Below are 23,230 nucleotides of genomic sequence, written 5' to 3'. Positions count from 1 at the left end.
CTGTGGGAGCGAGCCTGCTCGCGATGCGCGAAGCGCAGTTTTTTACTTCTTCAGGTCTTCCGCACCCTGCAAGGGTTCGTCACCGAGCAACAGGTCCTTGTCATGGCTGACCAGTTCTTCTTCGAACATGCGCCAGATATGGTCGTCCTGGGTACCCAGCAATTCGACGAACCGACGGCCTTCGACCTTGTCGCTCAACTGGCCGATGTAGCGGCCCTGTTCGGTTTCACTGCGGGTGAGGGTGATCTTGCGGTCCTTGTCCGGCTGGGTCGGCGAGATCAGGTTCAGTTCCAGGGATTTGGGCTGGCTGTTGCCGCTCAGGCGCAGGTCGACTTCGCCGGTCACCTCGTCCAGGTGAACACTGGCGCGCAGTTGCAGGGTTTGCGCCAGCAGTTCACGGTCCAGTGAGCGGTTGATGCCTTTGCCTGCCTCGTAGTAGTTGTCGTTGACCAGGTTGTCCGGGTTGTTCACCGCAATCGTCACCATGGACAGGGTCAGCGTCACCGAGCAGGCGAGGATGGCAATGATGATCCACGGCCAAAGGTGCTTGTACCAGGGACTTGCGGCGTTTACTGCAGGCATGATGACTTCTCTCAACGAATTTGTGGGCCGATGAATCGGCTCTTGGCTTCAACGTGAATGCTCTCGTCATCGGCGTCCTTGAGGATGAATTTCACCTCGTTGGTGCTCGATGGCAGTTTTTCCGGGGCCATGGACAGCTCCACCGGCTGGCTGACGATGTCACCCGCGACCACCTTGATCTCGCGCCGACCCTGCAACTTGAGATCCGGCAGGCCGCTGGCTTCGAGGACGTAGGTGTGGTCACGCTGGTCCTTGTTCATGATCTTCAGGCTGTAGACGTTTTCGATCCGGCCCTCGGCGTTCTCGCGGTAGAGGACGCGGTCCTTGCTGACGTCGAAGCCCACCAGTGAACGGGTGGCGAACGCGGCGACCAGCAGGCCGATCATGACCAGCAGCACCGTGGCATAGCCGATCAGGCGTGGCCGCAGCTTGTGGGTTTTCTGCCCCGACAGGTTGTGCTCGGTGGTGTAGCTGATCAGGCCCCGTGGGTAGTCCATTTTGTCCATGATGGCGTCGCAGGCATCGATGCAGGCAGCGCAGCCCACGCATTCGACCTGCAGGCCGTCGCGGATGTCGATACCCGTCGGGCAGACCTGGACGCACATCGTGCAGTCGATGCAATCGCCCAGCCCCTGGGCCTTGTAGTCGGCGCCTTTCTTGCGCGGTCCACGGCTTTCGCCACGGCGCGGGTCGTAGGAGATGATCAGGGTGTCCTTGTCGAACATCACGCTCTGGAAGCGCGCATACGGACACATGTAGATGCACACCTGTTCACGCAGCCAACCTGCGTTGCCGTAGGTGGCGAGGGTGAAGAAGCCGACCCAGAAATAGGACCAGCCATCGGCCTCGCCCGTGAAGAAGTCCACGACCAGTTCGCGAATCGGCGAGAAGTAGCCGACGAACGTCATGCCGGTGACGAATCCGATCAGGATCCACAGGGCATGCTTGGTGAACTTGCGCAGGAACTTGTTGGTGCTCATGGGCATTTTGTCGAGTTTGATCCGCTGGTTGCGGTCGCCCTCGGTGACCTTTTCACACCACATGAAAATCCAGGTCCAGACGAATTGCGGGCAGGAATAGCCGCACCAGACCCGACCGGCATAGACGGTGATGAAGAACAGGCCAAAGGCACTGACGATCAGGATGCCGGACAGCAGGATGAAGTCCTGGGGCCAGAAGGTGGCGCCGAAGATGAAGAATTTGCGTTCCGGCAAATTCCACCAGACCGCCTGGTGACCGGCCCAGTTCAGCCAGACCGTGCCGAAGTAAAGCAGGAACAGGAACGCGCCACCGATGATGCGCAGGTTGCGAAACAGGCCGGTAAAGGCGCGGTTGTAGATTTTTTCTCGAGAGGCATAAAGGTCGACGCTTTTGTCCCCTTTTGCGGGTGGCGTAACGTCATGTACCGGAATCTGGTTGCTCATCGGTTGCATCCCACGGCAGTGGAGAAATGCCCCGGTCAGTACGTGCCGACCGCGGTCAAAATAGGGGTGTTGCAATGGCGCAATGATACCCCTGTAGCTCTATCACAAGGGTGCGACCATTGGTCACGTTGGTGGAAATGAACTGACAGTGTAATGACCTGAATCAATTGACTGGTGAAATTATGGACGGTTTTCCCAGTGTTGGCGGTCAGTCGGCCCAGGGGTTGATCAATGCCACGCCACTGGATTGAAAGTCGCCGACGTTGCGCGTGACCACGGTCAGGCCGTGAACCAGTGCGGTGGCGGCAATCAATGCATCGGCTTCGTTGGCACGGTCGGGTACGTGCAGGCTGGCACAGCGAAGGGCCACGGCGGCGTCGACCGGCAGAATTCGGGTGTCGAATGCAGGCAGGACGCGGCGCTTGAGCCAGGTGCGCAGGATCTTTCCCTGTACAGGATCGCGACGCTCCATGCGTAAAACGCCGGTCTCCAGTTCCTTCAAGGTAATCGCCGAGATGAACATTCGCGGCGCGACGATGCTTTTGGCCCAGGCGACGACATTGGCGTCAGCCTGGGGTTTGCGCAGTTCAGAGATCACGTTGGTGTCGAGCAGGAACATCAGGACAAATCCACGGGGCGGTGAGAGATCACGGTGCGCTCGGTTTCGAACTCGATGTCCGCCGCTTCCGGCATGACCAGAAGATCGACGATGTCGGCGTTGAGGCCGGTCAGTTTCTGGTACTCCTCAATGCTTAGCAGTACATGAGCCGGTTTGCCTCGATCGGTGATGAAAACCGGACCCTGGCGCGTGGCTTTTTTGGCACCACTTGTGTCCTGGTTGAATTCGCGGCTGGAAATAGTAGTAATGGCCATCAAGGGCAAGCCTCCCGAGTGTCTATGTAGAAACGTTACTACCTGGCTCCGGGGCTCGCAACACTGCCGCAGCAGTGCGCGACCGCCGGTTGTTTTCAGCGGATAAAAAAAGGCCCCGCTGGATAGCGGGGCCTTTTTTACAACCGACGTTCGACTTACTGAGCGTCTTGCGCCGGAGCCTTCTCGCCGTGAGACAGGCTGTAGACGTAAGCGGCCAGCAGGTGGACCTTGTCGTTCCCTTGCAGCTGTTCCTGCGCAGGCATCTGGCCCTGACGGCCGTAACGGATGGTCTGCTGCAGTTGAGCGAAGCTCGAGCCGTAGATGAACGCGCCCGGGTGGGTCAGGTCAGGTGCGCCCATGGCTGGCGTGCCTTTGCCTTGCGGGCCGTGGCAGGCCACGCAGTTGGCAGCGAACAGTTTCTGGCCGGCAACCGGGTCAGCCTTGGTGCCTTCCGGCAGCTTGCGGCCATCGAGGCTGGTCAGCACGAATGCCGCGACATCCGCCACGCCTTGCTCACCGATCACTTCAGCCCAGGCCGGCATCACGGCGTGACGTCCGCCCATGATGGTGGTCTTGATGGTTTCCGGTTCGCCGCCCCAGCGCCAGTCGGCGTCGGTCAGGTTCGGGAAACCGTAGGCGCCCTTGGCGTCGGAACCGTGGCAAACCGAGCAGTTGGAGGCGAACAGGCGGCCACCCATCTTCAGGGCTTGCGGATCCTTGGCCACTTCTTCGATCGGCATGGAGGCGAATTTGGCGAAGATCGGCCCAAACTTGGCGTCCGATTTGGCCATTTCCTTTTCCCACTCGTGAACGCCGGTCCAGCCGGTCTGGCCGTTGGCGAACGCGGTCTGCTTTTCGTTATCCAGGTAGTTGTAACCCGGCAGCAGGCCTTTCCAGTTACCCAGGCCCGGGTACAGCACCAGGTAGCCCAGTGCGAAAACGATGGTGCCCACGAACAGCATGAACCACCATTTCGGCAGCGGGTTGTCGTACTCCTCGATCCCGTCGAAAGAGTGGCCGACGGTCTCTTCGGTCTGCTCGGCGCGCTGGCCCTTGCGGGTGGACAGCAGCAGCCAGGTCAGGGAAAAGATCGTGCCGAGACTGAGGACTGTGACATACAGACTCCAGAATGTAGTCATTCTTTGTTACTCCTAGAAGCTTGCTCGACGTGCTTGATGGCTTCGGGATCATCCGCGAAAGGCAGCAGGGTCGCGTCTTCAAACTCCGACTTGCGCTTGGGGCTGAACACCCACAGGGCCAAACCTACGAAGGCCACCATCACGACGACGGTGCCCAGGCCACGAATCATCCCGATATCCATCTAGATCACCGTTTGCTTTTGATGATGGTGCCCAGGCCTTGCAGATAGGCCACCAGCGCGTCCATTTCGGTCTTGCCTTTCACGGCCTCCTGGGCACCGGCGATGTCTTCGTCGGTGTAAGGGACGCCGAGCGTACGCAGGACTTCCATTTTCTTCGCGGTGTCCTTGCCGTCGAGCTTGTTTTCCACGAGGAACGGGTAGGCCGGCATTTTCGACTCGGGCACCACGTTGCGCGGGTTGTACAGGTGCGCACGTTGCCAGTCATCGGAGTAACGACCGCCGACACGGGCCAGGTCCGGACCGGTACGCTTGGAACCCCACAGGAACGGGTGGTCCCAGACGCTTTCACCGGCGACCGAGTAGTGGCCGTAACGTTCGGTTTCAGCACGGAACGGGCGGATCATCTGCGAGTGGCAGCCGACACAACCGTTGGCGATGTAGATGTCGCGGCCTTCCAGTTCAAGGGCGGTGCGCGGCTTCATGCCTTCGACCGGCTTGTTGGTGACGTCCTGGAAAAACAGCGGAACGATCTGGGTCAGGCCGCCGACGCTGACGGCGATAACCATGAAGAAGGCCAGCAGGCCAATATTCTTCTCGACTGCTTCATGCTTCATCAGTGAGCTCCAACTACAGCAATCTGTTCGGCGGCTTTGGCTTCAACCGGGTTCGAGGCGCGTACGGTACGGAAAACGTTGTAGGCCATGAACAGCATGCCGGTGGCGAAGAACGCACCACCCAGGGCGCGAACGATGAAACCAGGGTGGCTGGCTTGCAACGCTTCGACGAACGAGTAGGTGAGGGTGCCGTCATCGTTGATTGCACGCCACATCAGGCCCTGGGTAATGCCGTTGACCCACATCGAGGCGATGTACAGCACGGTGCCGATGGTCGCGAGCCAGAAGTGCGCGTTGATCAGGCCAACGCTGTGCATCTGCGTGCGGCCGAACAGTTTCGGAATCATGTGGTAGATGGCGCCGATCGAGATCATCGCTACCCAGCCGAGTGCCCCGGCGTGTACGTGGCCGATGGTCCAGTCGGTGTAGTGCGACAGCGAGTTGACGGTCTTGATCGCCATCATCGGACCTTCGAAGGTCGACATGCCGTAGAACGCCAGCGACACCACGAGGAAGCGCAGGATCGGGTCGGTGCGCAACTTATGCCAGGCGCCCGACAGGGTCATCATGCCGTTGATCATGCCGCCCCAGCTCGGGGCCAGCAGGATGATCGACATCGCCATGCCCAGCGATTGTGCCCAGTCCGGCAGCGCGGTGTAGTGCAGGTGGTGCGGGCCGGCCCAGATGTACAGGGTAATCAGTGCCCAGAAGTGCACGATCGACAGGCGATAGGAGTAGATAGGACGTTCGGCCTGCTTCGGCACGAAGTAGTACATCATCCCCAGGAAGCCGGTGGTCAGGAAGAAGCCCACGGCGTTGTGGCCGTACCACCACTGGATCATCGCGTCGGTCGCACCGGAGTAGGCCGAGTAGGACTTGAAGAAGCTGACCGGCAGGGAGGCATGGTTGACGATGTGCAGCATGGCCGTCACGACGATGAAGGCACCGTAGAACCAGTTACCCACATAGATGTGCTTGGTGTTGCGCTTGGTGATGGTGCCGAAGAACACCAGACCGTAGGTCACCCAGACAATGGCCAGCAGAATAGCCAGAGGCCATTCCAGTTCCGCGTATTCCTTGGTGGTGGTGTAACCCAGCGGCAAGGTAATGATCGCGCCGACGATCACCGCTTGCCATCCCCAGAAGGTGAAGGCAGCCAGGCTGTCGGAAATCAGTCGCGTTTGGCAGGTTCGCTGCACGACGTAGTAAGAAGTGGCAAACAATGCACAACCACCGAAGGCAAAAATCACCAGGTTGGTGTGCAGCGGGCGTAAGCGTCCAAAAGTCGTCCACGGCAGACCGAAGTTCAATTCCGGCCATACGAGCTGTGAGGCGATGAAGACACCGAGCCCCATGCCAAGGATCCCCCAGACCACCGTCATGATGGCGAACTGGCGGACTACCTTATAGTTATAAGCAGTCGGACTGATTGCTGTGCTCATTCTAAGGTTCCACGGTTTGGGTGTTTTATTAGGAGTAAAAATCGGTCGCAAGTATGGAGAAAGCGGGGGGTCATTGCAACGCGCCATGACCTGGGTCAATGCTTTCAACCGCTGATTCTGCGGCCTTTCCATGCGCCACGTAGGGTTAAAAATACCCCACGACAAAATGTCATTGCGAACGAGAGTGGGGCGGGGATCGGGTCGTGTGTAACGAGGTGTGTTCAAACGCAACGAAAAGGGGATCGGGGGCAGGTGGCGCGACAGCCGGTATCTACCAGCCTTTGCGGCCTGTCATCGCCTGGATTCGTCGCACACATCGGTTGGGTCGACCTGGAGCCGGCACTTGCCATCGCGTGTCGCAGGAAGCTTAGACCCGAATCCGGGTAACCGAAAGGAGGACGGGAGGAGGGGTGCGACAATGAGTCGCAAAAGGGGCGGGGAACTGCCGCATTCGGAAAAATGCGGCAGTAGAGCGGTCAGGAATTATTCGCTTTTGCCTTCAGCCTGCAAACGCTCTTTATTCACACCGTGGGACAGGCTGTAAACGTAGGCAGCCAGCAGTTGCACCTTGTCGTTGCCGAGCAGTTCGTTCTGCGCCGGCATGTGGCCCTGGCGGCCGTGGCGAATGGTCTGTTGCAGTTGCGCCAGGCTGGTGCCGTAGATGAAACCGGCCGGTTGCGTCAGGTTCGGCGCGCCCATGGCTTCAGTGCCCTGGCCGTTCGCACCGTGACAGGCTACGCATGTGGTGCTGAACGCTTGCTGTCCGGCTTGCAGGTCGGCGGTGTCGTCAGCCGGCAATGGCAGGCCGGCCAGGTCATGACGCACGTAGGCGGCAACGTTTTTCACGCCGGCTTCACCGAGAATCTCACCCCAGGCCGGCATCGCAGCGATGCGTCCGCCGAGGATGGTGGTCTTGATGGTGTCGGCGTTACCGCCCCAGCGCCAGACACTGTCGGTCAGGTTCGGGAAGCCGAAGGCGCCCTTGGCGTCGGAGCCGTGGCACACGGCGCAGTTGGAGGCAAACAGGCGGCCGCCCATTTTCAGCGCTTGCGGGTCCTTGGCCACTTCTTCCACGGGCATGGCGGCGAATTTGGCGAAGATTGGCCCAAACTTGGCGTCTGCCTTGGTCATCTCCTTTTCCCACTCGTTGGCGCCCGTCCAACCGTTCTCATAGCCCGGCAGGATGCCTTTCCAGTTGCCCAGGCCCGGGTAAAGGATCAGGTAGCCGACGGAAAACACCAGCGTGCCGGCGAACAGCATGAACCACCACTGCGGCAGCGGGTTGTCATACTCCTCGATGCCGTCGAAGCTGTGGCCCATGGTCTGGTCGACACTGCCCTTGGTTTCGCCCCTGCGGGTGCCGATCAGCAGCCAGGTCAGGCCGATCAGGCTGCCGATGGTCAGTACGCAGATCCACGTACTCCAGAAGGTGGTCATGACCGGGTACTCCTTGTGACAGTTTCTTGGGTGCTATCAGGTTGTGGCTCATCGGCGAACGGCAGCAGGCGCGCTTCGGCGAATTCCGGATTGCGCTTGCCGTTGAACACCCACAGCGTCAGGCCGACGAAGGCCACGAACACCACGACCGTGCCCAGGCCGCGGATCAGGCCAGTACTCATTTCCAGGTCCATGGCTCACCTCTTGCTCTTGATGGCAGTGCCGAGCACTTGCAGGTAGGCGACCAGCGCGTCCATTTCCGACTTGCCCTTGATCGACTCGGTCGCGCCGGCAATGTCGGCGTCGGTGTAAGGCACGCCGAGGGTGCGCATGGCCTTGATCTTCGCTTCGGTGTGGCTGCTGTCGAGCTGATTGGCCACCAGCCATGGGTAGGCGGGCATCTTCGACTCAGGCACGACGTTGCGCGGGTTGTACAGGTGCGCGCGGTGCCAGTCATCGGAGTAGCGGGCGCCGACCCGGGCCAGGTCCGGACCGGTACGCTTGGAGCCCCACAGGAACGGGTGGTCCCAGACGCTTTCACCGGCGACCGAGTAGTGACCGTAGCGTTCGGTTTCGGCGCGGAACGGGCGGATCATCTGCGAGTGGCAACCGACGCAACCTTCGCGGATGTAGATGTCGCGGCCTTCCAGTTGCAGTGCGGTGTAGGGCTTCATGCCTTCGACCGGTTTGTTGGTCACGTCCTGGAAGAACAGCGGGACGATCTGGGTCAGGCCGCCGATGCTCACGGCGAACACCATCAGCAGCATCAGCAGGCCGACGTTCTTTTCAATCGTTTCGTGTTTCATGGTGGACTCCTCAGGCCATTTGCGCGGCAGCAACGACGTCAGCAGGCTGCGAGGCCCGCACGGTGCGCCAGGTGTTGTAAGCCATCAGGAACATGCCGCTGAGGAAGATCGCACCGCCCACCAGTCGCACGATGAAGCCTGGGTGGCTGGCCACCAGGGTTTCGACGAAGGAGTAAGTCAGCGTGCCGTCTTCGTTGACTGCGCGCCACATCAGGCCTTGGGCAATGCCGTTGACCCACATCGAGGCGATGTACAGCACGGTGCCGATGGTCGCCAGCCAGAAGTGCGCGTTGATCAGGCCGAGGCTGTGCATCTGCTCGCGACCGAAGACTTTGGGAATCATGTGGTACAGCGCACCGATGGAGATCATGGCCACCCAGCCGAGTGCCCCGGCGTGTACGTGGCCGATGGTCCAGTCGGTGTAGTGGGAGAGGGCGTTGACGGTCTTGATCGCCATCATCGGACCTTCGAAGGTCGACATGCCGTAGAACGCCAGCGACACCACGAGGAAGCGCAGGATCGGGTCGCTTCGCAACTTATGCCAGGCACCCGACAGGGTCATCATGCCGTTGATCATCCCGCCCCAGCTCGGTGCCAGCAGAATCAGCGACATCACCATGCCCAGCGACTGCGCCCAGTCCGGCAGCGCGGTGTAGTGCAGGTGATGCGGACCGGCCCAGATGTAGAGGGTGATCAGTGCCCAGAAGTGCACGATCGACAGGCGATAGGAATACACCGGACGCTCGGCCTGTTTCGGCACGAAGTAGTACATCATCCCCAGGAAGCCGGCGGTCAGGAAGAAGCCCACGGCGTTGTGGCCGTACCACCACTGGACCATGGCGTCGGTTGCACCGGCATACAGCGAGTAGGACTTGGTGAGGCTCACCGGCAACTCAAGGTTGTTGACGATGTGCAGGATGGCCACGGTGAGGATGAACCCGCCGAAGAACCAGTTACCGACATAGATGTGCTTGGTGTTGCGCTTCATGATCGTGCCGAAGAACACGATGGCGTAGGCAACCCAGACGATGGTGATCAGGATGTCGATCGGCCATTCCAGTTCGGCGTATTCCTTGGAACTGGTGTAGCCCAGTGGCAGGCTGATCGCCGCCAGCAGGATCACCAGTTGCCAGCCCCAAAAGCAGAATGCAGCGATTTTCGGTGCAAACAGTTGTGTCTGGCAGGTGCGCTGCACCGAATAGAACGAACTGGCGAACAGGGCGCAGCCGCCGAAGGCGAAGATCACCGCGTTGGTGTGCAGTGGGCGCAAACGCCCGAAACTGGTCCACGGCAAGTTGAAGTTGAGTTCGGGCCAGACCAATTGAGCCGCGAGAAAAACCCCGAGCCCCATGCCGACGATGCCCCACACCACCGTCATAATGGCGAATTGGCGGACCACCTTGTAGTTGTAGGCGGTACTGATAGAAGTGTTCATGGTTCCCCATCCACGGTTCAGCCCAAGGAAAGACGTTCGCGCAAGGCAGACGCACCCTTCGACTGGAGTTATAGGCAGACTAAAAGCGAGGCAAGCATGGACAAAGAGCACAAGGCCAGTATTGACGGGGATCAATGGGCGCGGTGCCTGCACGAACATGGATGGTTGTGGAATGCGGCCTCTTCAACGGATTCGGCGCAGCCGGTGACCCTGATACTCGCCCATGGCGCCGGTGCGCCGATGGACAGCGACTGGATGAACGACATGGCTGCGCGCCTCGCCGCACGGGGCGTCAACGTGGTGCGCTTCGAGTTTCCCTACATGGCGCAGCGTCGGGTCGATGGCGGTAAACGTCCGCCGAACCCGGCGCCAAAACTCCTGGAGTGCTGGCGTGAGGTGTATGCCGTGGTGCGACGCCATGTCGCCGGGCGCCTGGCCATCGGCGGCAAGTCCATGGGCGGTCGAATGGCCAGTCTTTTGGCCGATGAGCTGGGAGCCGATGCGCTGGTGTGCCTGGGTTATCCGTTTTACGCGGTGGGCAAGCCCGAGAAGCCGCGGGTCGATCACCTGGCGGGCTTGAAGACGCGCACGTTGATTGTCCAGGGCGAGCGCGATGCGCTGGGCAATCGCGAGGGGGTCGAGGGGTATGCGCTGTCACCGGGCATCGAGATCGGCTGGCTGGCCGCGGGGGACCATGATTTGAAGCCGTTGAAGGCCTCCGGGTTGACCCATGAGCAGCATTTGGCGACGGCGGCGGCGAGGGTGGCTGCGTTTCTGCGGTGAGGCATGCAGGCCTTTCCGGCACCTCTTCGCGAGCAGGCTCGCTCCCACAGGGGATTTGCGGTCAACACAGAACCATTGTGGGAGCGAGCCTGCTCGCGATGGCAACCTTCAGGCCTTCACCTTTTCAGAATGGCAATAAAAAACCCGGAGGTTTTCACCGTCCGGGTTTGTCACTGACAGCAACCCTCAGCGGTTGAACCGCTCCACCAGCGAATACTGGGTGTTCGCGGTCTTGATCAGTTCTTCACTGAGCAACGCCGAGTTCTGGGCCTGTTCCGAGGTCTGGTCTGCCAGGTGTGAGATGTTGCTGATGTTGCGGCTGATTTCCTCGGCCACCGAGCTTTGCTCTTCGGTCGCGGCGGCGATCTGGGTGGTCATGTCGGTGATGTTGGCCACCGCCTCGCTGATCCCGACCAGTGCCTGATCTGCTTCCAGGACCCGCGCCACACCTTCCTCGGCCTGACGATGGCCAGCGTCCATGGTCTGCACGGCGGAGTTGGCGGTTTGTTGCAGCTTGGCGATCAGGGCGTGGATCTGCCCGGTGGACTCGCTGGTGCGCTGCGCCAGTTGGCGGACTTCGTCTGCCACCACCGCGAACCCGCGCCCCATCTCACCCGCACGCGCCGCTTCGATGGCCGCGTTCAGCGCCAGCAGGTTGGTCTGGTCGGCGATGCCCTTGATCACATCGACCACGCCACCGATTTCGTCGCTGTCCTTGGCCAGTTGCGTCACGGTCAGGCCGGTTTCACCCACGACCTCCGACAGGCGCTGAATCGCATCGCGGGTTTCCCCGGCAATGTCGCGACCACGACCGGTCAGACGATTGGCTTCCTGAGTGGCGTCGGCGGTGCGCTGTACGTGGCTGGCCACTTCCTGAGTGGTGGCGGCCATCTGATTGACCGCCGTGGCCACCTGCTCGGTCTCGACGCGCTGGCGCTCCAGGCCGGTGGAACTGTCATGGGCCAGCGAGTCGGATTGCCTGGCCTGCTCGGTCAGGTGTTCGGCGGTGTCCTGCAGGCGGGTCAGACAGGTTCGCAGGCGTGCTTCCTGGCTGAGGATCGACATCTCCAGGCGCGCCTGTGCGCCACGGCTGTCGGTGTACATCTGCGCGATCAGCGGATCGGACGTGGTCTGTTCGGCCAGGCGCAGCAAGCGCTTGAGGCCGCGCTGTTGCCAGCTCAGCCCCAGCAGCCCCAGGGGCACGGAAAGGCCGGCGGCCAGAGCAAAACCCCACTGGGAGTTGAGCGAGGCGCCGATCATGAAGCTCAGTTGGCTGACCAGGATGAACGGCACCCAGTCCTGCAGCACCGGCAACCATTTATCGGAGGATGGAATCGCCGACTTGCCCTGGTTGATGCGCTGGTAAAGCGCTTTGGCGCGCTGGATCTGTTCGGCGGTGGGTTTGACCCGTACCGACTCGTAACCGATGACCTGATTGCCTTCATAGACTGGCGTGACGTAGGCGTTGACCCAGTAGTAGTCACCGCTTTTGCAGCGGTTTTTGACAATGCCCATCCAGGGCAGGCCCTGTTTCAGCGTGCCCCACATGTGGGCGAACACGGCGGCCGGTACGTCGGGGTGACGGACCAGGTTGTGGGGGGCACGGATCAATTCATCACGGGAATACCCGCTGATGTCGACGAACGCGTCGTTGCAGTAGGTGATGACGCCCTTGGTATCGGTCGTGGAAATCAACCGTTGTTGAGCCGGGAACGTCCGTTCGCTCTGAGTAATGGGCTGGTTGTTACGCATGGCTTTTTTTTTGTCCGCAAGGCTTTCACTGGTTGTCGGCAACGCCAGCGATTAATTGAAATTATATTTTGATATTTGGCAGTGCGTCGCAAAGTGACCGTTGCGTCAGCCGGCCAGCATCGGGTAGGTGAACAGGCCGAAATGCAGCAGGTTCAAACCGAAGTGCGTGGCAATGGCCGCCCCCAATCCGCCGAAGCGGTAGGCCAGGCCGTAGCCGATGCCCGCCAGGGCGGACAGCAACACCCATTGCCAGCCCGCGCTCAAGTGAGCCAGGCCAAACAGCAACGCCGCGAGTAGCAGGGCCAGGTGTTCGCCTTGCGGCAGGTGTTTGAACGCCCGGGCAAGCCCTCCCTGGATGTAACCGCGAAACAGCGCTTCCTCCACCAGCGTCACCAGCAACAGGTTGTTGAACAACCACAGCCAGGCCTGGTCAGGCCATTTCGGGGCCCATTCGATCACGCCCAGCGACACGGCACCGCCCAGCGCCAGCACGGCGCTCACGGCCAGACCCATCACCGTGGCGTACGCTGACAGGCGCAGTGAGCGCCGGCCAACGATCCATGGGCAGACCAGCAGCAGCCAGAAGCCGATCAGCGGTTTGTCCAGGTTCAGGTACATGGAAAACGGCACCGCATCATCGGTCAGGCGCTGCGGATTGATGCCGCGACCGTTGTAGAAGCCGGGAAGCCAGTGCAGTGCCAGCGCGAGGGCCATGAAGATGAACAGGGCGTGCCCGAGTTGGCGGCCCAAACGCAGTTGTTGCTGGCGTACGGCGAACCAGGCGATCAGTAGCAACGCCAAGGAAATCCCCGACAGCCAGCCGAGCTGGCCATACGTCAGGGCCAGGCCGTAACCCAGGGAAAGTAATAGAAGGTAGCTCCAGGGCAGGGCGGGCATTGGGTGTCCTTGTGGGTGTAGCGATGCAATCGGCGCAGTCCACATTGTGGGAGCGGGCTTGCTCGCGAAAGCGGTATTCCTGTCAATGTCGATGTCGGCTGACGATCCGCCTTCGCGAGCAAGCCCGCTCCCACAGAGGATCACCGTTCGGCAGTTAAGCGCGGCGATTATAGGGACTCTGCAAACAAAAACACCGCCCGAAGGCGGTGCAGGCGTCAGGCGTTGCTCAAGACGCAATCAATTGCCGCAGTACGTAATGCAGGATCCCCCCTGACTTGAAGTACTCGACTTCATTCAAGGTGTCGATTCGGCACAGCACTTCGATCTTCTCGCGGCTGCCGTTCTCTCGGGTGATGACCAGCGTCAGGTTCATGCGCGGGGTCAGCTCGACACCGGTCAGGCCAAGGATGTCCAGGGTTTCCTTGCCGGTCAGGTTCAGGCTCTTGCGGTTTTGATCGAGCTTGAATTGCAGCGGCAGCACGCCCATGCCCACCAGGTTGGAGCGGTGGATGCGCTCGAAGCTTTCGGCGATGACCGCCTTGACCCCGAGCAGATTGGTGCCCTTGGCAGCCCAGTCGCGACTGGAGCCGGTCCCGTATTCCTGACCGGCAATGACCACCAGCGGTGTGCCGCTGGCCTGGTAGCGCATGGCCGCGTCGTAGATCGCCATCCGTTCCCCGGTCGGGATGTAAAGGGTGTTGCCACCTTCCTCGCCGCCGAGCATCTCGTTGCGAATGCGGATGTTGGCGAAGGTGCCGCGCATCATCACTTCATGGTTGCCGCGCCGGGAACCATAGGAGTTGAAGTCGCGCGGTTCCACCCCTTTCTCCCGCAGGTAGTGCCCTGCCGGACTGTCGGACTTGATGTTGCCGGCGGGCGAGATGTGGTCGGTGGTCACCGAGTCGCCCAGCAGCGCGAGGACCCGGGCACCCGTGACGTCCCTGACCACTGGCGGCGGGCCGCCGATGTCGTCGAAGAACGGCGGGTGCTGGATGTAGGTCGAATCATCCTGCCAGACATAGGTCGCCGCCTGGGGTACCTCGATCGCCTGCCATTGTTCGTCGCCGGCAAACACCTCGGCATATTCCTTGTGGAACATCGCTGTGTTGACCTGGTTCACCGCGTCGGCGATTTCCTGGGTACTTGGCCAGATGTCCCGCAGGTAGACCAGGTTGCCGTCCTTGTCTTCGCCCAAGGGTTCGCTGCTGATATCGATGCGCACCGTGCCGGCCAGCGCGTAGGCGACGACCAGCGGCGGGGAGGCCAGCCAGTTGGTTTTCACCAGCGGGTGCACCCGGCCTTCGAAGTTGCGGTTGCCCGACAGCACCGAAGCGACGGTCAGGTCGGCGCTCTGGATGGCTTTTTCGATCGGCTCGGGCAGCGGCCCGGAGTTGCCGATGCAAGTGGTGCAGCCGTAACCCACCAGGTCGAAACCGAGCTCATCCAGGTACGGCGTCAGGCCGGCCGCCTTATAGTAGTCGGTCACCACTTTGGAACCGGGGGCCAGCGAGCTTTTCACCCAGGGTTTGCGCTTGAGGCCTTTCTCCACGGCTTTTTTCGCCACCAGGCCGGCGGCCATCATCACGCTAGGGTTGGAGGTGTTGGTGCATGAGGTGATGGCAGCGATCACCACAGCGCCGTTTTTCAACCGGTGGGTCTGGCCTTCGAACTGGTAATCCGCTTCGCCGGCCATGTCGGCATTGCCCACTGCCACGCCGCCACCGCCTTCGCTTTCGAGGCGGCCTTCTTCCTTGCTGGTGGGTTTGAGGGCGATGCCGAGGAAATCGCTGAACGCCTGCGCAACGTTGGGCAGGGCGACCCGGTCCTGTGGGCGTTTGGGCCCGGCAAGGCTGGCTTCGACGCTGGCCATGTCCAGTGCCAGACTGTCGGTGAACACCGGTTCCCGGCCCGGCAGGCGCCACAGGCCCTGGGCCTTGCTGTAGGCCTCGACCAGCTTCACGGTGTCGAGCGGGCGCCCCGACAGGCGCAGGTAGTCCAGCGTCACGTCATCCACCGGGAAGAAGCCGCAGGTGGCACCGTATTCCGGGGCCATGTTGGCGATGGTCGCGCGGTCGGCCAGCGGCAGGTCGGCCAGGCCATCGCCATAGAACTCGACGAATTTGCCGACCACACCTTTCTTGCGCAGCATCTGCGTGACCGTCAGTACCAGGTCGGTGGCGGTGATGCCTTCCTTGAGCTTGCCGGTGAGCTTGAAGCCGATCACTTCCGGAATCAGCATCGACACCGGTTGGCCGAGCATCGCCGCTTCCGCCTCGATACCGCCGACGCCCCAGCCCAGTACGCCGAGGCCGTTGATCATGGTGGTGTGGGAATCGGTGCCCACCAGGGTATCGGGGAAGGCGTAGGTGCGACCGTCCTCGTCCTTGGTCCAGACGGTGCGGCCGAGGTATTCAAGGTTGACCTGGTGGCAGATGCCGGTGCCCGGCGGCACCACGCTGAAGTTGTCGAAGGCACTCTGGCCCCAGCGCAGAAAGGCATAACGCTCGCCATTGCGCTGCATCTCGATGTCGACGTTCTGTTCGAAGGCGCTTGGACTGGCAAATTTGTCGACCATCACCGAGTGGTCGATCACCAGGTCCACCGGCGACAGCGGATTGATGCGCTGCGGATCGCCACCGGCCTTGGCCATGGCAGCGCGCATGGCTGCCAGGTCGACCACGGCGGGAACGCCGGTAAAGTCCTGCATCAACACCCGCGCCGGGCGGTACTGGATTTCGCGATCCGAGCGGCGTTCCTTGAGCCAGGCGGCAATTGCCCGCAGGTCGGCGCCGGTGACGGTTTTTTCGTCCTCCCACCGCAGCAGGTTTTCCAGCAGGACTTTCAGCGACATCGGCAGCCTGTCCAGGTCACCGAGGCTTTTTGCAGCGTCGGGCAGGCTGAAATAGTGGTACGTCTTGTCGTCGACTTGCAGGGTTTTAAGGGTTTTCAGGCTATCGAGGGACGGCATTGCAATCACTCCTTTGCGTCCGCACGGCTACGGACTGAGGGGACGGGCAGAGCATTAAACCTAGCCCTGTTTGCTGCGTAAGGCGAATGGCCGGTTGCCTTTTTTTGGCAGCTCGGTGGGTACGATACTCAGAGTCTGTGACCATCGTGATGGTTCGACCGGATCGCCTCAATCGTCAGATGGTGTGATGCCACTAAACCAAGGGATATTGCATCCGGGTCCTTTGCATGGGCGGGCAAAATTCCGGGGGCTGCATTGAATCGCCGGGTCCAGGGGCTCGAACTCGGCTATCATGCGCCGGTTTTCATGACAGGCTTTGCTTCAACGCAAGCCTGGGCATCGCGCAGTGGTTGAATGTCTCGCCATCTGCCCAGGAGTAAAGATGAACACCCTTTTCATGCATTGCCGACCGGGCTTCGAAGGTGAAGTCTGTTCGGAGATTTCCGAGCACGCCGCTCGGCTCAACGTGGCCGGCTACGCCAAGGCGAAAGCCGCCAGCGCCTATGCCGAGTTCGTCTGTACCGAAGAAGAGGGCGCCGAGCGCCTGATGCGCGGCCTGCGTTTCGCCGATCTGATCTTCCCGCGCCAGTGGGCCCGGGGGATGTTCATCGATCTGCCGGAAACCGACCGTATCAGCGTGATCCTAGCGCATCTGGCGGACGTTGCCCCGTGCGGCAGCCTGTGGCTGGAAATGGTCGACACCAACGACGGCAAGGCGCTGTCGAACTTTTGCAAGAAATTCGAGGTGCACCTGCGCAAGGCCCTGTTGGCGGCGGGCAAACTGGTGGATGACCCGAGCAAGCCACGTCTGTTGCTGACCTTCAAAAGCGGTCGCGAAGTGTTCCTGGGCCTGGCCGAGCCGAACAATTCGGCGATGTGGCCGATGGGCATTCCACGCCTGAAGTTTCCCCGTGAGGCGCCGAGTCGCTCGACCCTGAAGCTGGAAGAAGCCTGGCACCACTTCATCCCCCGGGAGCAGTGGGACGAGCGCCTGCACAGCGACATGACCGGTGTCGACCTCGGGGCCGCGCCGGGTGGCTGGACCTGGCAACTGGTCAACCGCGGCATGCTGGTGACCGCCATCGATAACGGCCCGATGGCCGAAAGCCTGATGGACACGGGCCTGGTGCAACATTTGATGGCCGATGGCTTCACCTACAAACCCCGGCAACCGGTGGACTGGATGGTCTGCGACATCGTCGAGAAGCCCGCGCGCAATGCGGCGATGCTGGAAGAGTGGATCGGTGAAGGTCATTGCCGTGAAGCGGTGGTCAACCTCAAGTTGCCGATGAAACAGCGCTACGCCGAAGTGACGCGCTTGCTGGAGCGCATCGCCGATGGGTTCAAGGCCCGCGGCATCCGGGTCGAGATCGGCTGCAAGCAGCTGTATCACGACCGCGAGGAGGTCACCTGCCACTTGCGCCGGCTGGATGTAAAGAAGCCCAAGGCCCGCTGAGTGATGACGATGTATCGGCATTGCGCGACAATGCCGCACCGCTTCAGGAGTAAATCATGAGTGAACTGCTTGATACGCCGGTAGACGGCACCCTCGACGCCACCGGTCTCAACTGCCCGGAGCCGGTGATGATGTTGCACCAGCACATCCGTGACCTGGCCCCCGGCGGCCTGCTCAAGGTGATCGCCACCGACCCGTCGACCCGCCGCGACATCCCCAAGTTCTGCGTATTCCTCGACCACGAATTGGTCGCGCAGCATGAAGAGGCCGGCACCTACCTCTACTGGATTCGCAAGAAACTTGCCTGACCCGCGCCCTGGCTGATGCGGATCCGCTGGCGCGCACTGCGCGTCAGGCGGATCGTCAGCATCAGCGCCGCGCAGCTCAGTCCTACGATCAAGCCTTGCCACAGCCCGCTCGGGCCGCTCGGCGCGCCGAACCAGTCGGTCAACCCCAGCGTGTACCCTACCGGCAACCCGATGCCCCAGTAGGCGAACAGGGTCAGGACCATCGTCACCCGCGTGTCCTGGTACCCGCGCAGTGCGCCGGCTGCCGTGACCTGGATCGCATCGGAAAACTGGAACAGCGCCGAATACACGATCAGCATCGCCGCCACGTGAATCACCGTCGGGTCGGCGGTGTAGATCGTCGCGATGTGCTCGCGCAACAGCAGCATCAGGCTCGCGGAAATACACGCATAGGCCAGTGCGGTGCCCATCCCGACACCGGCGGCGAACCGCGCTTCACGGGGCTCCTGGCGGCCAAGCGCCTGGCCGACACGTACGGTCACGGCCATGCCCAGGGAGTAGGGGATCATGAACACCAGCGAGCTGAAGTTCAGCGCGATCTGGTGGCCCGCCACCACGGTAGCGCCCAGGCTGCCGATCAACAGCGCGATCACGGCAAAGATGCTCGACTCGGCGAACACCGCGATGCCGATCGGCAAGCCGATGGCCAGCAGGCGTTTGATCACCGACCATTGTGGCCAGTCGAAACGGCTGAACAACTGGCTCGAGCGATAGGCGGGCGCCCAGCGTTCCCAGGCGGCCATGCCCAGCGCCATGATCCACATCACGATGGCCGTGGCCCAGCCGCACCCGACACCGCCCATGGCCGGCACACCGAAGTGGCCATAAATGAACACGTAGTTCAGCGGGATATTCAGCGCCAGGGCACACAGGCCGATGACCATGGCCGGGCGCGTGCGTCCCAGGCCATCGCTGAAACAGCGCAGCACGTGGTAGAGCGCGACGGCCGGTAAGCCGCTGGCGATGCCGTGCAGGTATTGCATGCAGGGCCCGATCAGCTCGGGGTCGACCTTCATGATGTGCAGTACCGGTTCGGCGCACAGCAACAGCGTGGTCGCGATCAAACCCACGACAATTGCCAGCCACAAAGCCTGGCGCACGATCGGGCCGATTTCGCTGTGGGTGCCGGCGCCAAAACGCTGGGCAACTTTCGGCGTGGTGGCCAGCAGGGTGCCGGTCATCAACAGGAACACCGGGACCCAGATCGAGTTGCCCAGTGCCACCGCCGCCAGGTCTCTGGGGCCGACACGACCGGCCATCACCGCATCGACGAAGCCCATCGCCGTGGTTGCCAGTTGCGCAATCATGATGGGCAGCGCCAGGCCGAGCAGGTTCTTCAGCTCCAGGCGGACCCGGGCCAGGCGGGCAAGGGAAGCGGCGGGGCGGTCGGTCACGGAATTCAAGGGCGAAACGTCCAAATAGTTGAGGCGCTGGGCGGCGCATTCTACGCCCTGACGCAACGGTCAGGAAAAATCCTGTGTTAGCGATTTGTAATCCCCGGATCGAACTCACCCGTTGTCGGAGCAGTCGGGCGCGCAGCCACCGGTTAAAACCGAGAGCCGCGCTAGGCGTGACCCGCCATCTGCGCCTACACTGCCGATCCGCCAAAGGAGCCTGCCATGCTGATTGTTGCCGACGAAAATATCCCGCTGCTCGACGCGTTCTTCGCCCGCTTCGGCGAAATCCGCCGGGTACCCGGGCGTTCCATCGACCGCGCCACCGTCGAGCAGGCCGATGTCCTGCTGGTGCGTTCGGTGACCCGCGTCGATCGCGCGCTTCTCGAAGGCAGCAAGGTGCGTTTCGTCGGTACTTGCACCATTGGCACCGATCACCTGGACCTCGATTATTTCCAGCAGGCTGGCATCACCTGGTCCAGCGCTCCGGGCTGCAATGCCCGTGGCGTGGTCGACTATGTACTGGGCAGTCTGCTGACCCTCGCCGACATCGAAGGCGCCGACCTGACCCAGCGCACTTACGGTGTGGTCGGTGCCGGTGAAGTCGGTGGCCGGCTGGTCAAGGTGCTGCAGGGCCTGGGCTGGAATGTGCTGGTGTGCGATCCGCCACGGCAGGCCGCGCAGGGGGGCGATTTCGTCAGTCTCGAGCACATCATCGAGCAATGCGATGTCATCAGTCTGCACACGCCGCTGACCCGATCGGGCGCTGGATCGACCTGGCACCTGTTTGACGATCGCCGCCTGAACCAGCTCAAGCCGGGCGCCTGGCTGATCAACGCCAGCCGAGGTCCGGTGGTGGATAACGCTGCGCTGCGTGAGGTGTTGCTCGAGCGCGAGGACTTGCAAGCGGTGCTGGACGTCTGGGAAAACGAGCCCGAAGTCGATGTGGCGCTGGCTGAACTCTGTGTACTGGCCACTCCGCACATCGCCGGCTACAGCCTCGATGGCAAACAGCGCGGGACGGCACAGATCTATCAGGCGTTCTGCGATTTCCTCGGACTGCCTGCCCAGGTCAAGTTGAGCGACCTGTTGCCGTCGCCCTGGCTGTCACAGGTGACATTGAACGCCGACTGCGACCCGGCCTGGGCGCTGGCCATGGTGTGCCGTGGCGTGTACGACCCGCGCCGTGACGACGCGGATTTCCGCCGCAGCCTTGTCGGTAGCGTGAGCGAACAGCGTGCGGCGTTCGACGCGTTGCGCAAGCACTACCCATCGCGGCGGGAAATCGATGGGTTGCAGGTGCGGATCGAGGGGGATTCGCCTGAGTTGCGCAGGATAGTGGAGGCGCTGGGCGCTTCGGTCATCTAGAAAACCGTGCGAGCCTGTCGCGAGCGGCCCGGCCCCGCCAGGTGTTTTCCAGATAACACCCACAAAAAACCCGGCCATCAGGGCCGGGTCCAGAAGACGGTGGCTATATCAATCTTGTTTGGCAGGCTTGACCAATCGTTTTTCCAGTTCGCGGCAGGCGTCCTGGATCATGCCTTCGGTGATTGGTACTTCGCGGCCTTTTTCGTCAATGATCGAGCAACCCAGAGACTGGTTCGGTTGCGTGCGGATCACTTGAATCTTGTCGCTGCTGCTGTTTTGCAAGGACATGGCCTGTCTCCTCATCAGGTTGTGCGCTTACTGTAGAACCGCCAGGTGACCGGGCTGTGACAACTCCCTGCGATCTTTGCGGGGCGGCGACGCCAGTCCACCAGAAATAACCGTGTGTGGCTAGCCGAGCCTTAGACCAATAGCGCCTAGGGGGTGGTCATTGCGATCATAATTAACCTGACTCATTGTGATTTACAGAGTTCCCCCCATTACAGGGTAGAGCCGGTCCCATAATCCACGAACGGGAACATCCTGATGCTTTCTGCCCGCCACCGCCGCGCGATTCGCCTGGCCAGTCGTTTTCTCCTGCCGTATCGCTGGCAATCCTTCGCAGCCTTGCTGGCGCTGATTGTCACGGCGGGCATCACCCTGTCCATGGGGCAGGGGATCCGGCTGCTGGTAGACCAGGGTTTCATGACGCAGTCCGCGCATTTGCTGAACCAGACCATTGGCCTGTTCATGCTTCTGGTGTTGGGCCTGGCGGTCGGAACCTTCGTGCGTTTTTACCTGGTGTCGTGGATCGGTGAGCGTGTAGTGGCCGACATCCGCCGACAGGTGTTCAACCATCTGGTTTACCTGCATCCGGGCTTCTACGAAAACAATCGCAGTTCCGAGATCCAGTCGCGATTGACGGCCGACACGACGTTGCTGCAATCGGTGATCGGCTCGTCGTTGTCGCTGTTTCTGCGCAATCTGTTGATGGTGATCGGCGGGATCGTGTTGCTGTTCATCACCAACCCCAAGCTGACCAGCATCGTCGTCATTGCCTTGCCGCTGGTGATCGCGCCGATCCTGATCTTCGGTCGGCGGGTCCGCAGCCTCTCGCGCCTGAGCCAGGACCGAATTGCCGACATCGGCAGCTACGTGTCCGAAACCCTGGGCCAGATCAAGACCGTGCAGGCCTACAACCATCAGGTCCAGGACGAGCAGCGCTTTGCCGCGACCGTGGAAGAAGCGTTCAACACCGCCCGCAAGCGGATTTTCCAACGCGCCTGGCTGATTACCCTGGTGATCGTGCTGGTGCTGGGGGCCGTGGGCGTGATGCTGTGGGTCGGCGGCATGGACGTGATGGCCGGGCGGATTTCCGCAGGCGAACTGGCGGCGTTCGTCTTTTACAGCCTGATCGTCGGCAGTGCGTTCGGCACCCTGAGCGAAGTGATTGGCGAGCTGCAACGCGCCGCCGGGGCCGCTGAGCGGATCGCCGAATTGCTGCGTTCGGAAAACATCATCCAGCCGCCGTCGACCGGGCTGGTGACACTGCCCGAACGGGTCGCCGGCAATCTGGTGCTGCAGGACGTGCGCTTTTCCTATCCGTCGCGCCCTGAAAGCTTCGCCATCGATGGCTTGAGTCTGACCGTCAAGGCCGGTGAAACCCTGGCGCTGGTGGGCCCTTCCGGCGCGGGCAAGTCTACGGTCTACGACCTGCTGCTGCGTTTCTACGACCCGGCCGAAGGGTGCATCCTGCTGGACGGTGTGCCGCTGGCCCAACTTGACCCACTCGACCTGCGGCGTTGTTTCGCCCTGGTTTCGCAATCCCCGGCGCTGTTTTTCGGCAGCATCGAGGAGAACCTTCGCTACGGCAACCCGACGGCGACCCTGGAGCAGGTTCGTGACGCCGCGAAAATCGCTTACGCCCACGACTTCATCGAAGCCATGCCCCAGGGCTACCAGACGCATCTGGGTGATGCCGGCCTCGGCCTGTCCGGCGGTCAGCGCCAACGCCTGGCCATTGCCCGGGCATTGCTGGTTGACGCGCCCATCCTGCTGCTCGACGAAGCCACCAGTGCCCTCGATGCCCAGAGCGAACACCTGATCCAGCAAGCCCTGCCGAGCCTGATGAAAAATCGCACCACCCTGGTCATCGCCCACCGCCTGGCCACGGTAAAGAACGCCGACCGGATCGCCGTGATGGACCAGGGAAAACTGGTGGCGGTGGGTACGCACCAGGAGTTGATTGCCAGCAACGCCTTGTACGCCCGGCTGGCGGCGCTGCAGTTCAATGACGGGCATGAGGCGGCGTGATCAGCGGTGCCGATGACGCCGGGTTCGGGCATCATGTCGAACTCACTGCGAACATGGATG

The 23,230-nt window shown here is 61.7% G+C and carries 22 protein-coding genes; 5 read left to right on the top strand and 17 right to left on the bottom strand.

Annotated features, from left to right (window positions below):
• Positions 1-42 precede the first annotated feature (42 nt).
• From ACM6IM_RS11665 to ccoN (ACM6IM_RS11610), 12 genes are all read right to left on the bottom strand, one after another.
• Positions 43-582, bottom strand: a complete 540-nt coding sequence (locus ACM6IM_RS11665) for a FixH family protein (protein ID WP_192301858.1) — start codon at positions 580-582, stop codon at positions 43-45.
• Positions 583-593: 11 nt separating this feature from the next.
• Positions 594-2,006 carry a cytochrome c oxidase accessory protein CcoG gene (gene ccoG, locus ACM6IM_RS11660; protein ID WP_414865190.1) on the bottom strand — a complete coding sequence of 471 codons (1,413 nt, stop codon included), beginning with the start codon at positions 2,004-2,006 and terminating at the stop codon, positions 594-596.
• Between the two features lie 208 nt (positions 2,007-2,214).
• Positions 2,215-2,625, bottom strand: a complete 411-nt coding sequence (locus tag ACM6IM_RS11655) for a type II toxin-antitoxin system VapC family toxin (protein ID WP_414865189.1) — start codon at positions 2,623-2,625, stop codon at positions 2,215-2,217.
• Positions 2,625-2,879, bottom strand: coding sequence for a type II toxin-antitoxin system Phd/YefM family antitoxin (locus ACM6IM_RS11650; RefSeq protein ID WP_192301855.1), 255 nt, complete (start codon positions 2,877-2,879; stop codon positions 2,625-2,627). The genes ACM6IM_RS11655 and ACM6IM_RS11650 overlap by 1 nt, the downstream gene beginning before the upstream one ends.
• 155 nt (positions 2,880-3,034) lie before the next feature.
• A complete protein-coding gene (ccoP, locus tag ACM6IM_RS11645; protein ID WP_192301854.1) occupies positions 3,035-4,018 on the bottom strand; it encodes a cytochrome-c oxidase, cbb3-type subunit III in 984 nt (327 codons plus the stop codon).
• Complete coding sequence (locus ACM6IM_RS11640; RefSeq protein ID WP_032831505.1) at positions 4,015-4,200, bottom strand: CcoQ/FixQ family Cbb3-type cytochrome c oxidase assembly chaperone; 186 nt, start codon at positions 4,198-4,200, stop codon at positions 4,015-4,017. Before ACM6IM_RS11640 ends, ccoP (ACM6IM_RS11645) begins: the two co-directional genes overlap by 4 nt.
• Before the next feature lie 5 nt (positions 4,201-4,205).
• Positions 4,206-4,814 carry a cytochrome-c oxidase, cbb3-type subunit II gene (ccoO, locus tag ACM6IM_RS11635; RefSeq protein WP_192301853.1) on the bottom strand — a complete coding sequence of 203 codons (609 nt, stop codon included), beginning with the start codon at positions 4,812-4,814 and terminating at the stop codon, positions 4,206-4,208.
• On the bottom strand, positions 4,814-6,256 hold the full coding sequence (ccoN, locus tag ACM6IM_RS11630) for a cytochrome-c oxidase, cbb3-type subunit I (protein WP_192301852.1): 1,443 nt from the start codon (positions 6,254-6,256) through the stop codon (positions 4,814-4,816). The genes ccoO (ACM6IM_RS11635) and ccoN (ACM6IM_RS11630) overlap by 1 nt, the downstream gene beginning before the upstream one ends.
• 483 nt (positions 6,257-6,739) lie before the next feature.
• The gene (gene ccoP, locus ACM6IM_RS11625) at positions 6,740-7,693 is read right to left on the bottom strand and encodes a cytochrome-c oxidase, cbb3-type subunit III (RefSeq protein ID WP_192301851.1); all 954 of its coding nucleotides are present in this window, start codon (positions 7,691-7,693) and stop codon (positions 6,740-6,742) included.
• On the bottom strand, positions 7,690-7,887 hold the full coding sequence (locus ACM6IM_RS11620) for a cbb3-type cytochrome oxidase subunit 3 (protein WP_192301850.1): 198 nt from the start codon (positions 7,885-7,887) through the stop codon (positions 7,690-7,692). The genes ccoP (ACM6IM_RS11625) and ACM6IM_RS11620 overlap by 4 nt, the downstream gene beginning before the upstream one ends.
• 3 nt (positions 7,888-7,890) lie before the next feature.
• Positions 7,891-8,499, bottom strand: a complete 609-nt coding sequence (gene ccoO / locus ACM6IM_RS11615; protein ID WP_414865188.1) for a cytochrome-c oxidase, cbb3-type subunit II — start codon at positions 8,497-8,499, stop codon at positions 7,891-7,893.
• A gap of 10 nt (positions 8,500-8,509) precedes the next feature.
• The gene (ccoN, locus tag ACM6IM_RS11610) at positions 8,510-9,934 is read right to left on the bottom strand and encodes a cytochrome-c oxidase, cbb3-type subunit I (RefSeq protein ID WP_192301848.1); all 1,425 of its coding nucleotides are present in this window, start codon (positions 9,932-9,934) and stop codon (positions 8,510-8,512) included.
• A gap of 96 nt (positions 9,935-10,030) precedes the next feature.
• Between ccoN (ACM6IM_RS11610) and ACM6IM_RS11605 the strand changes: the two genes are divergently transcribed.
• Positions 10,031-10,717, top strand: a complete 687-nt coding sequence (locus ACM6IM_RS11605) for an alpha/beta family hydrolase (RefSeq protein WP_414865187.1) — start codon at positions 10,031-10,033, stop codon at positions 10,715-10,717.
• Positions 10,718-10,903: 186 nt separating this feature from the next.
• On the opposite strand, the gene ACM6IM_RS11600 is transcribed toward ACM6IM_RS11605, so the two are convergent.
• The 3 genes from ACM6IM_RS11600 to acnA all read right to left on the bottom strand — a co-directional run bounded on the left by ACM6IM_RS11600 (position 10,904) and on the right by acnA (position 16,334).
• Entirely contained in the window at positions 10,904-12,469 is a 1,566-nt protein-coding gene (locus ACM6IM_RS11600; protein ID WP_192301847.1) for a methyl-accepting chemotaxis protein, read from the bottom strand.
• Positions 12,470-12,574: 105 nt separating this feature from the next.
• Positions 12,575-13,366 (bottom strand): type II CAAX prenyl endopeptidase Rce1 family protein, encoded by a 792-nt coding sequence (locus tag ACM6IM_RS11595; protein ID WP_414865186.1) that lies wholly within the window; start codon positions 13,364-13,366, stop codon positions 12,575-12,577.
• Positions 13,367-13,592: 226 nt separating this feature from the next.
• A complete protein-coding gene (gene acnA / locus ACM6IM_RS11590; RefSeq protein ID WP_201189385.1) occupies positions 13,593-16,334 on the bottom strand; it encodes an aconitate hydratase AcnA in 2,742 nt (913 codons plus the stop codon).
• A gap of 382 nt (positions 16,335-16,716) precedes the next feature.
• Here acnA and rlmM point away from each other — a divergent pair, with 382 nt between their 5' ends.
• Positions 16,717-17,790: a 23S rRNA (cytidine(2498)-2'-O)-methyltransferase RlmM gene (rlmM, locus tag ACM6IM_RS11585; protein ID WP_201189383.1), complete on the top strand. Its 1,074-nt coding sequence runs from the start codon at positions 16,717-16,719 to the stop codon at positions 17,788-17,790.
• A gap of 56 nt (positions 17,791-17,846) precedes the next feature.
• Entirely contained in the window at positions 17,847-18,098 is a 252-nt protein-coding gene (tusA, locus tag ACM6IM_RS11580) for a sulfurtransferase TusA (RefSeq protein WP_192301843.1), read from the top strand.
• Here the strand turns inward: tusA and ACM6IM_RS11575 are convergent.
• A complete protein-coding gene (locus tag ACM6IM_RS11575) occupies positions 18,071-19,501 on the bottom strand; it encodes an MATE family efflux transporter (protein WP_414865185.1) in 1,431 nt (476 codons plus the stop codon). The two genes, tusA and ACM6IM_RS11575, sit on opposite strands and share 28 nt — an antisense overlap.
• 216 nt (positions 19,502-19,717) lie before the next feature.
• On the opposite strand from ACM6IM_RS11575, the gene pdxB reads away from it, so the two are divergent.
• Positions 19,718-20,860, top strand: a complete 1,143-nt coding sequence (gene pdxB, locus ACM6IM_RS11570) for a 4-phosphoerythronate dehydrogenase PdxB (protein ID WP_414865184.1) — start codon at positions 19,718-19,720, stop codon at positions 20,858-20,860.
• A 108-nt stretch (positions 20,861-20,968) separates the two neighbouring features.
• On the opposite strand, the gene ACM6IM_RS11565 is transcribed toward pdxB, so the two are convergent.
• A complete protein-coding gene (locus ACM6IM_RS11565; protein ID WP_192301840.1) occupies positions 20,969-21,148 on the bottom strand; it encodes a PA1571 family protein in 180 nt (59 codons plus the stop codon).
• Positions 21,149-21,403: 255 nt separating this feature from the next.
• On the opposite strand from ACM6IM_RS11565, the gene ACM6IM_RS11560 reads away from it, so the two are divergent.
• Complete coding sequence (locus ACM6IM_RS11560) at positions 21,404-23,170, top strand: ABC transporter transmembrane domain-containing protein (protein ID WP_192301839.1); 1,767 nt, start codon at positions 21,404-21,406, stop codon at positions 23,168-23,170.
• The last annotated feature ends 60 nt before the right edge of the window (positions 23,171-23,230 follow it).

The sequence above is a fragment of the Pseudomonas sp. IT-P12 genome (assembly GCF_949767465.1).
Taxonomy (GTDB): Bacteria; Pseudomonadota; Gammaproteobacteria; order Pseudomonadales; family Pseudomonadaceae; genus Aquipseudomonas.
This window is presented reverse-complemented; position numbering and strand designations above follow the sequence as displayed.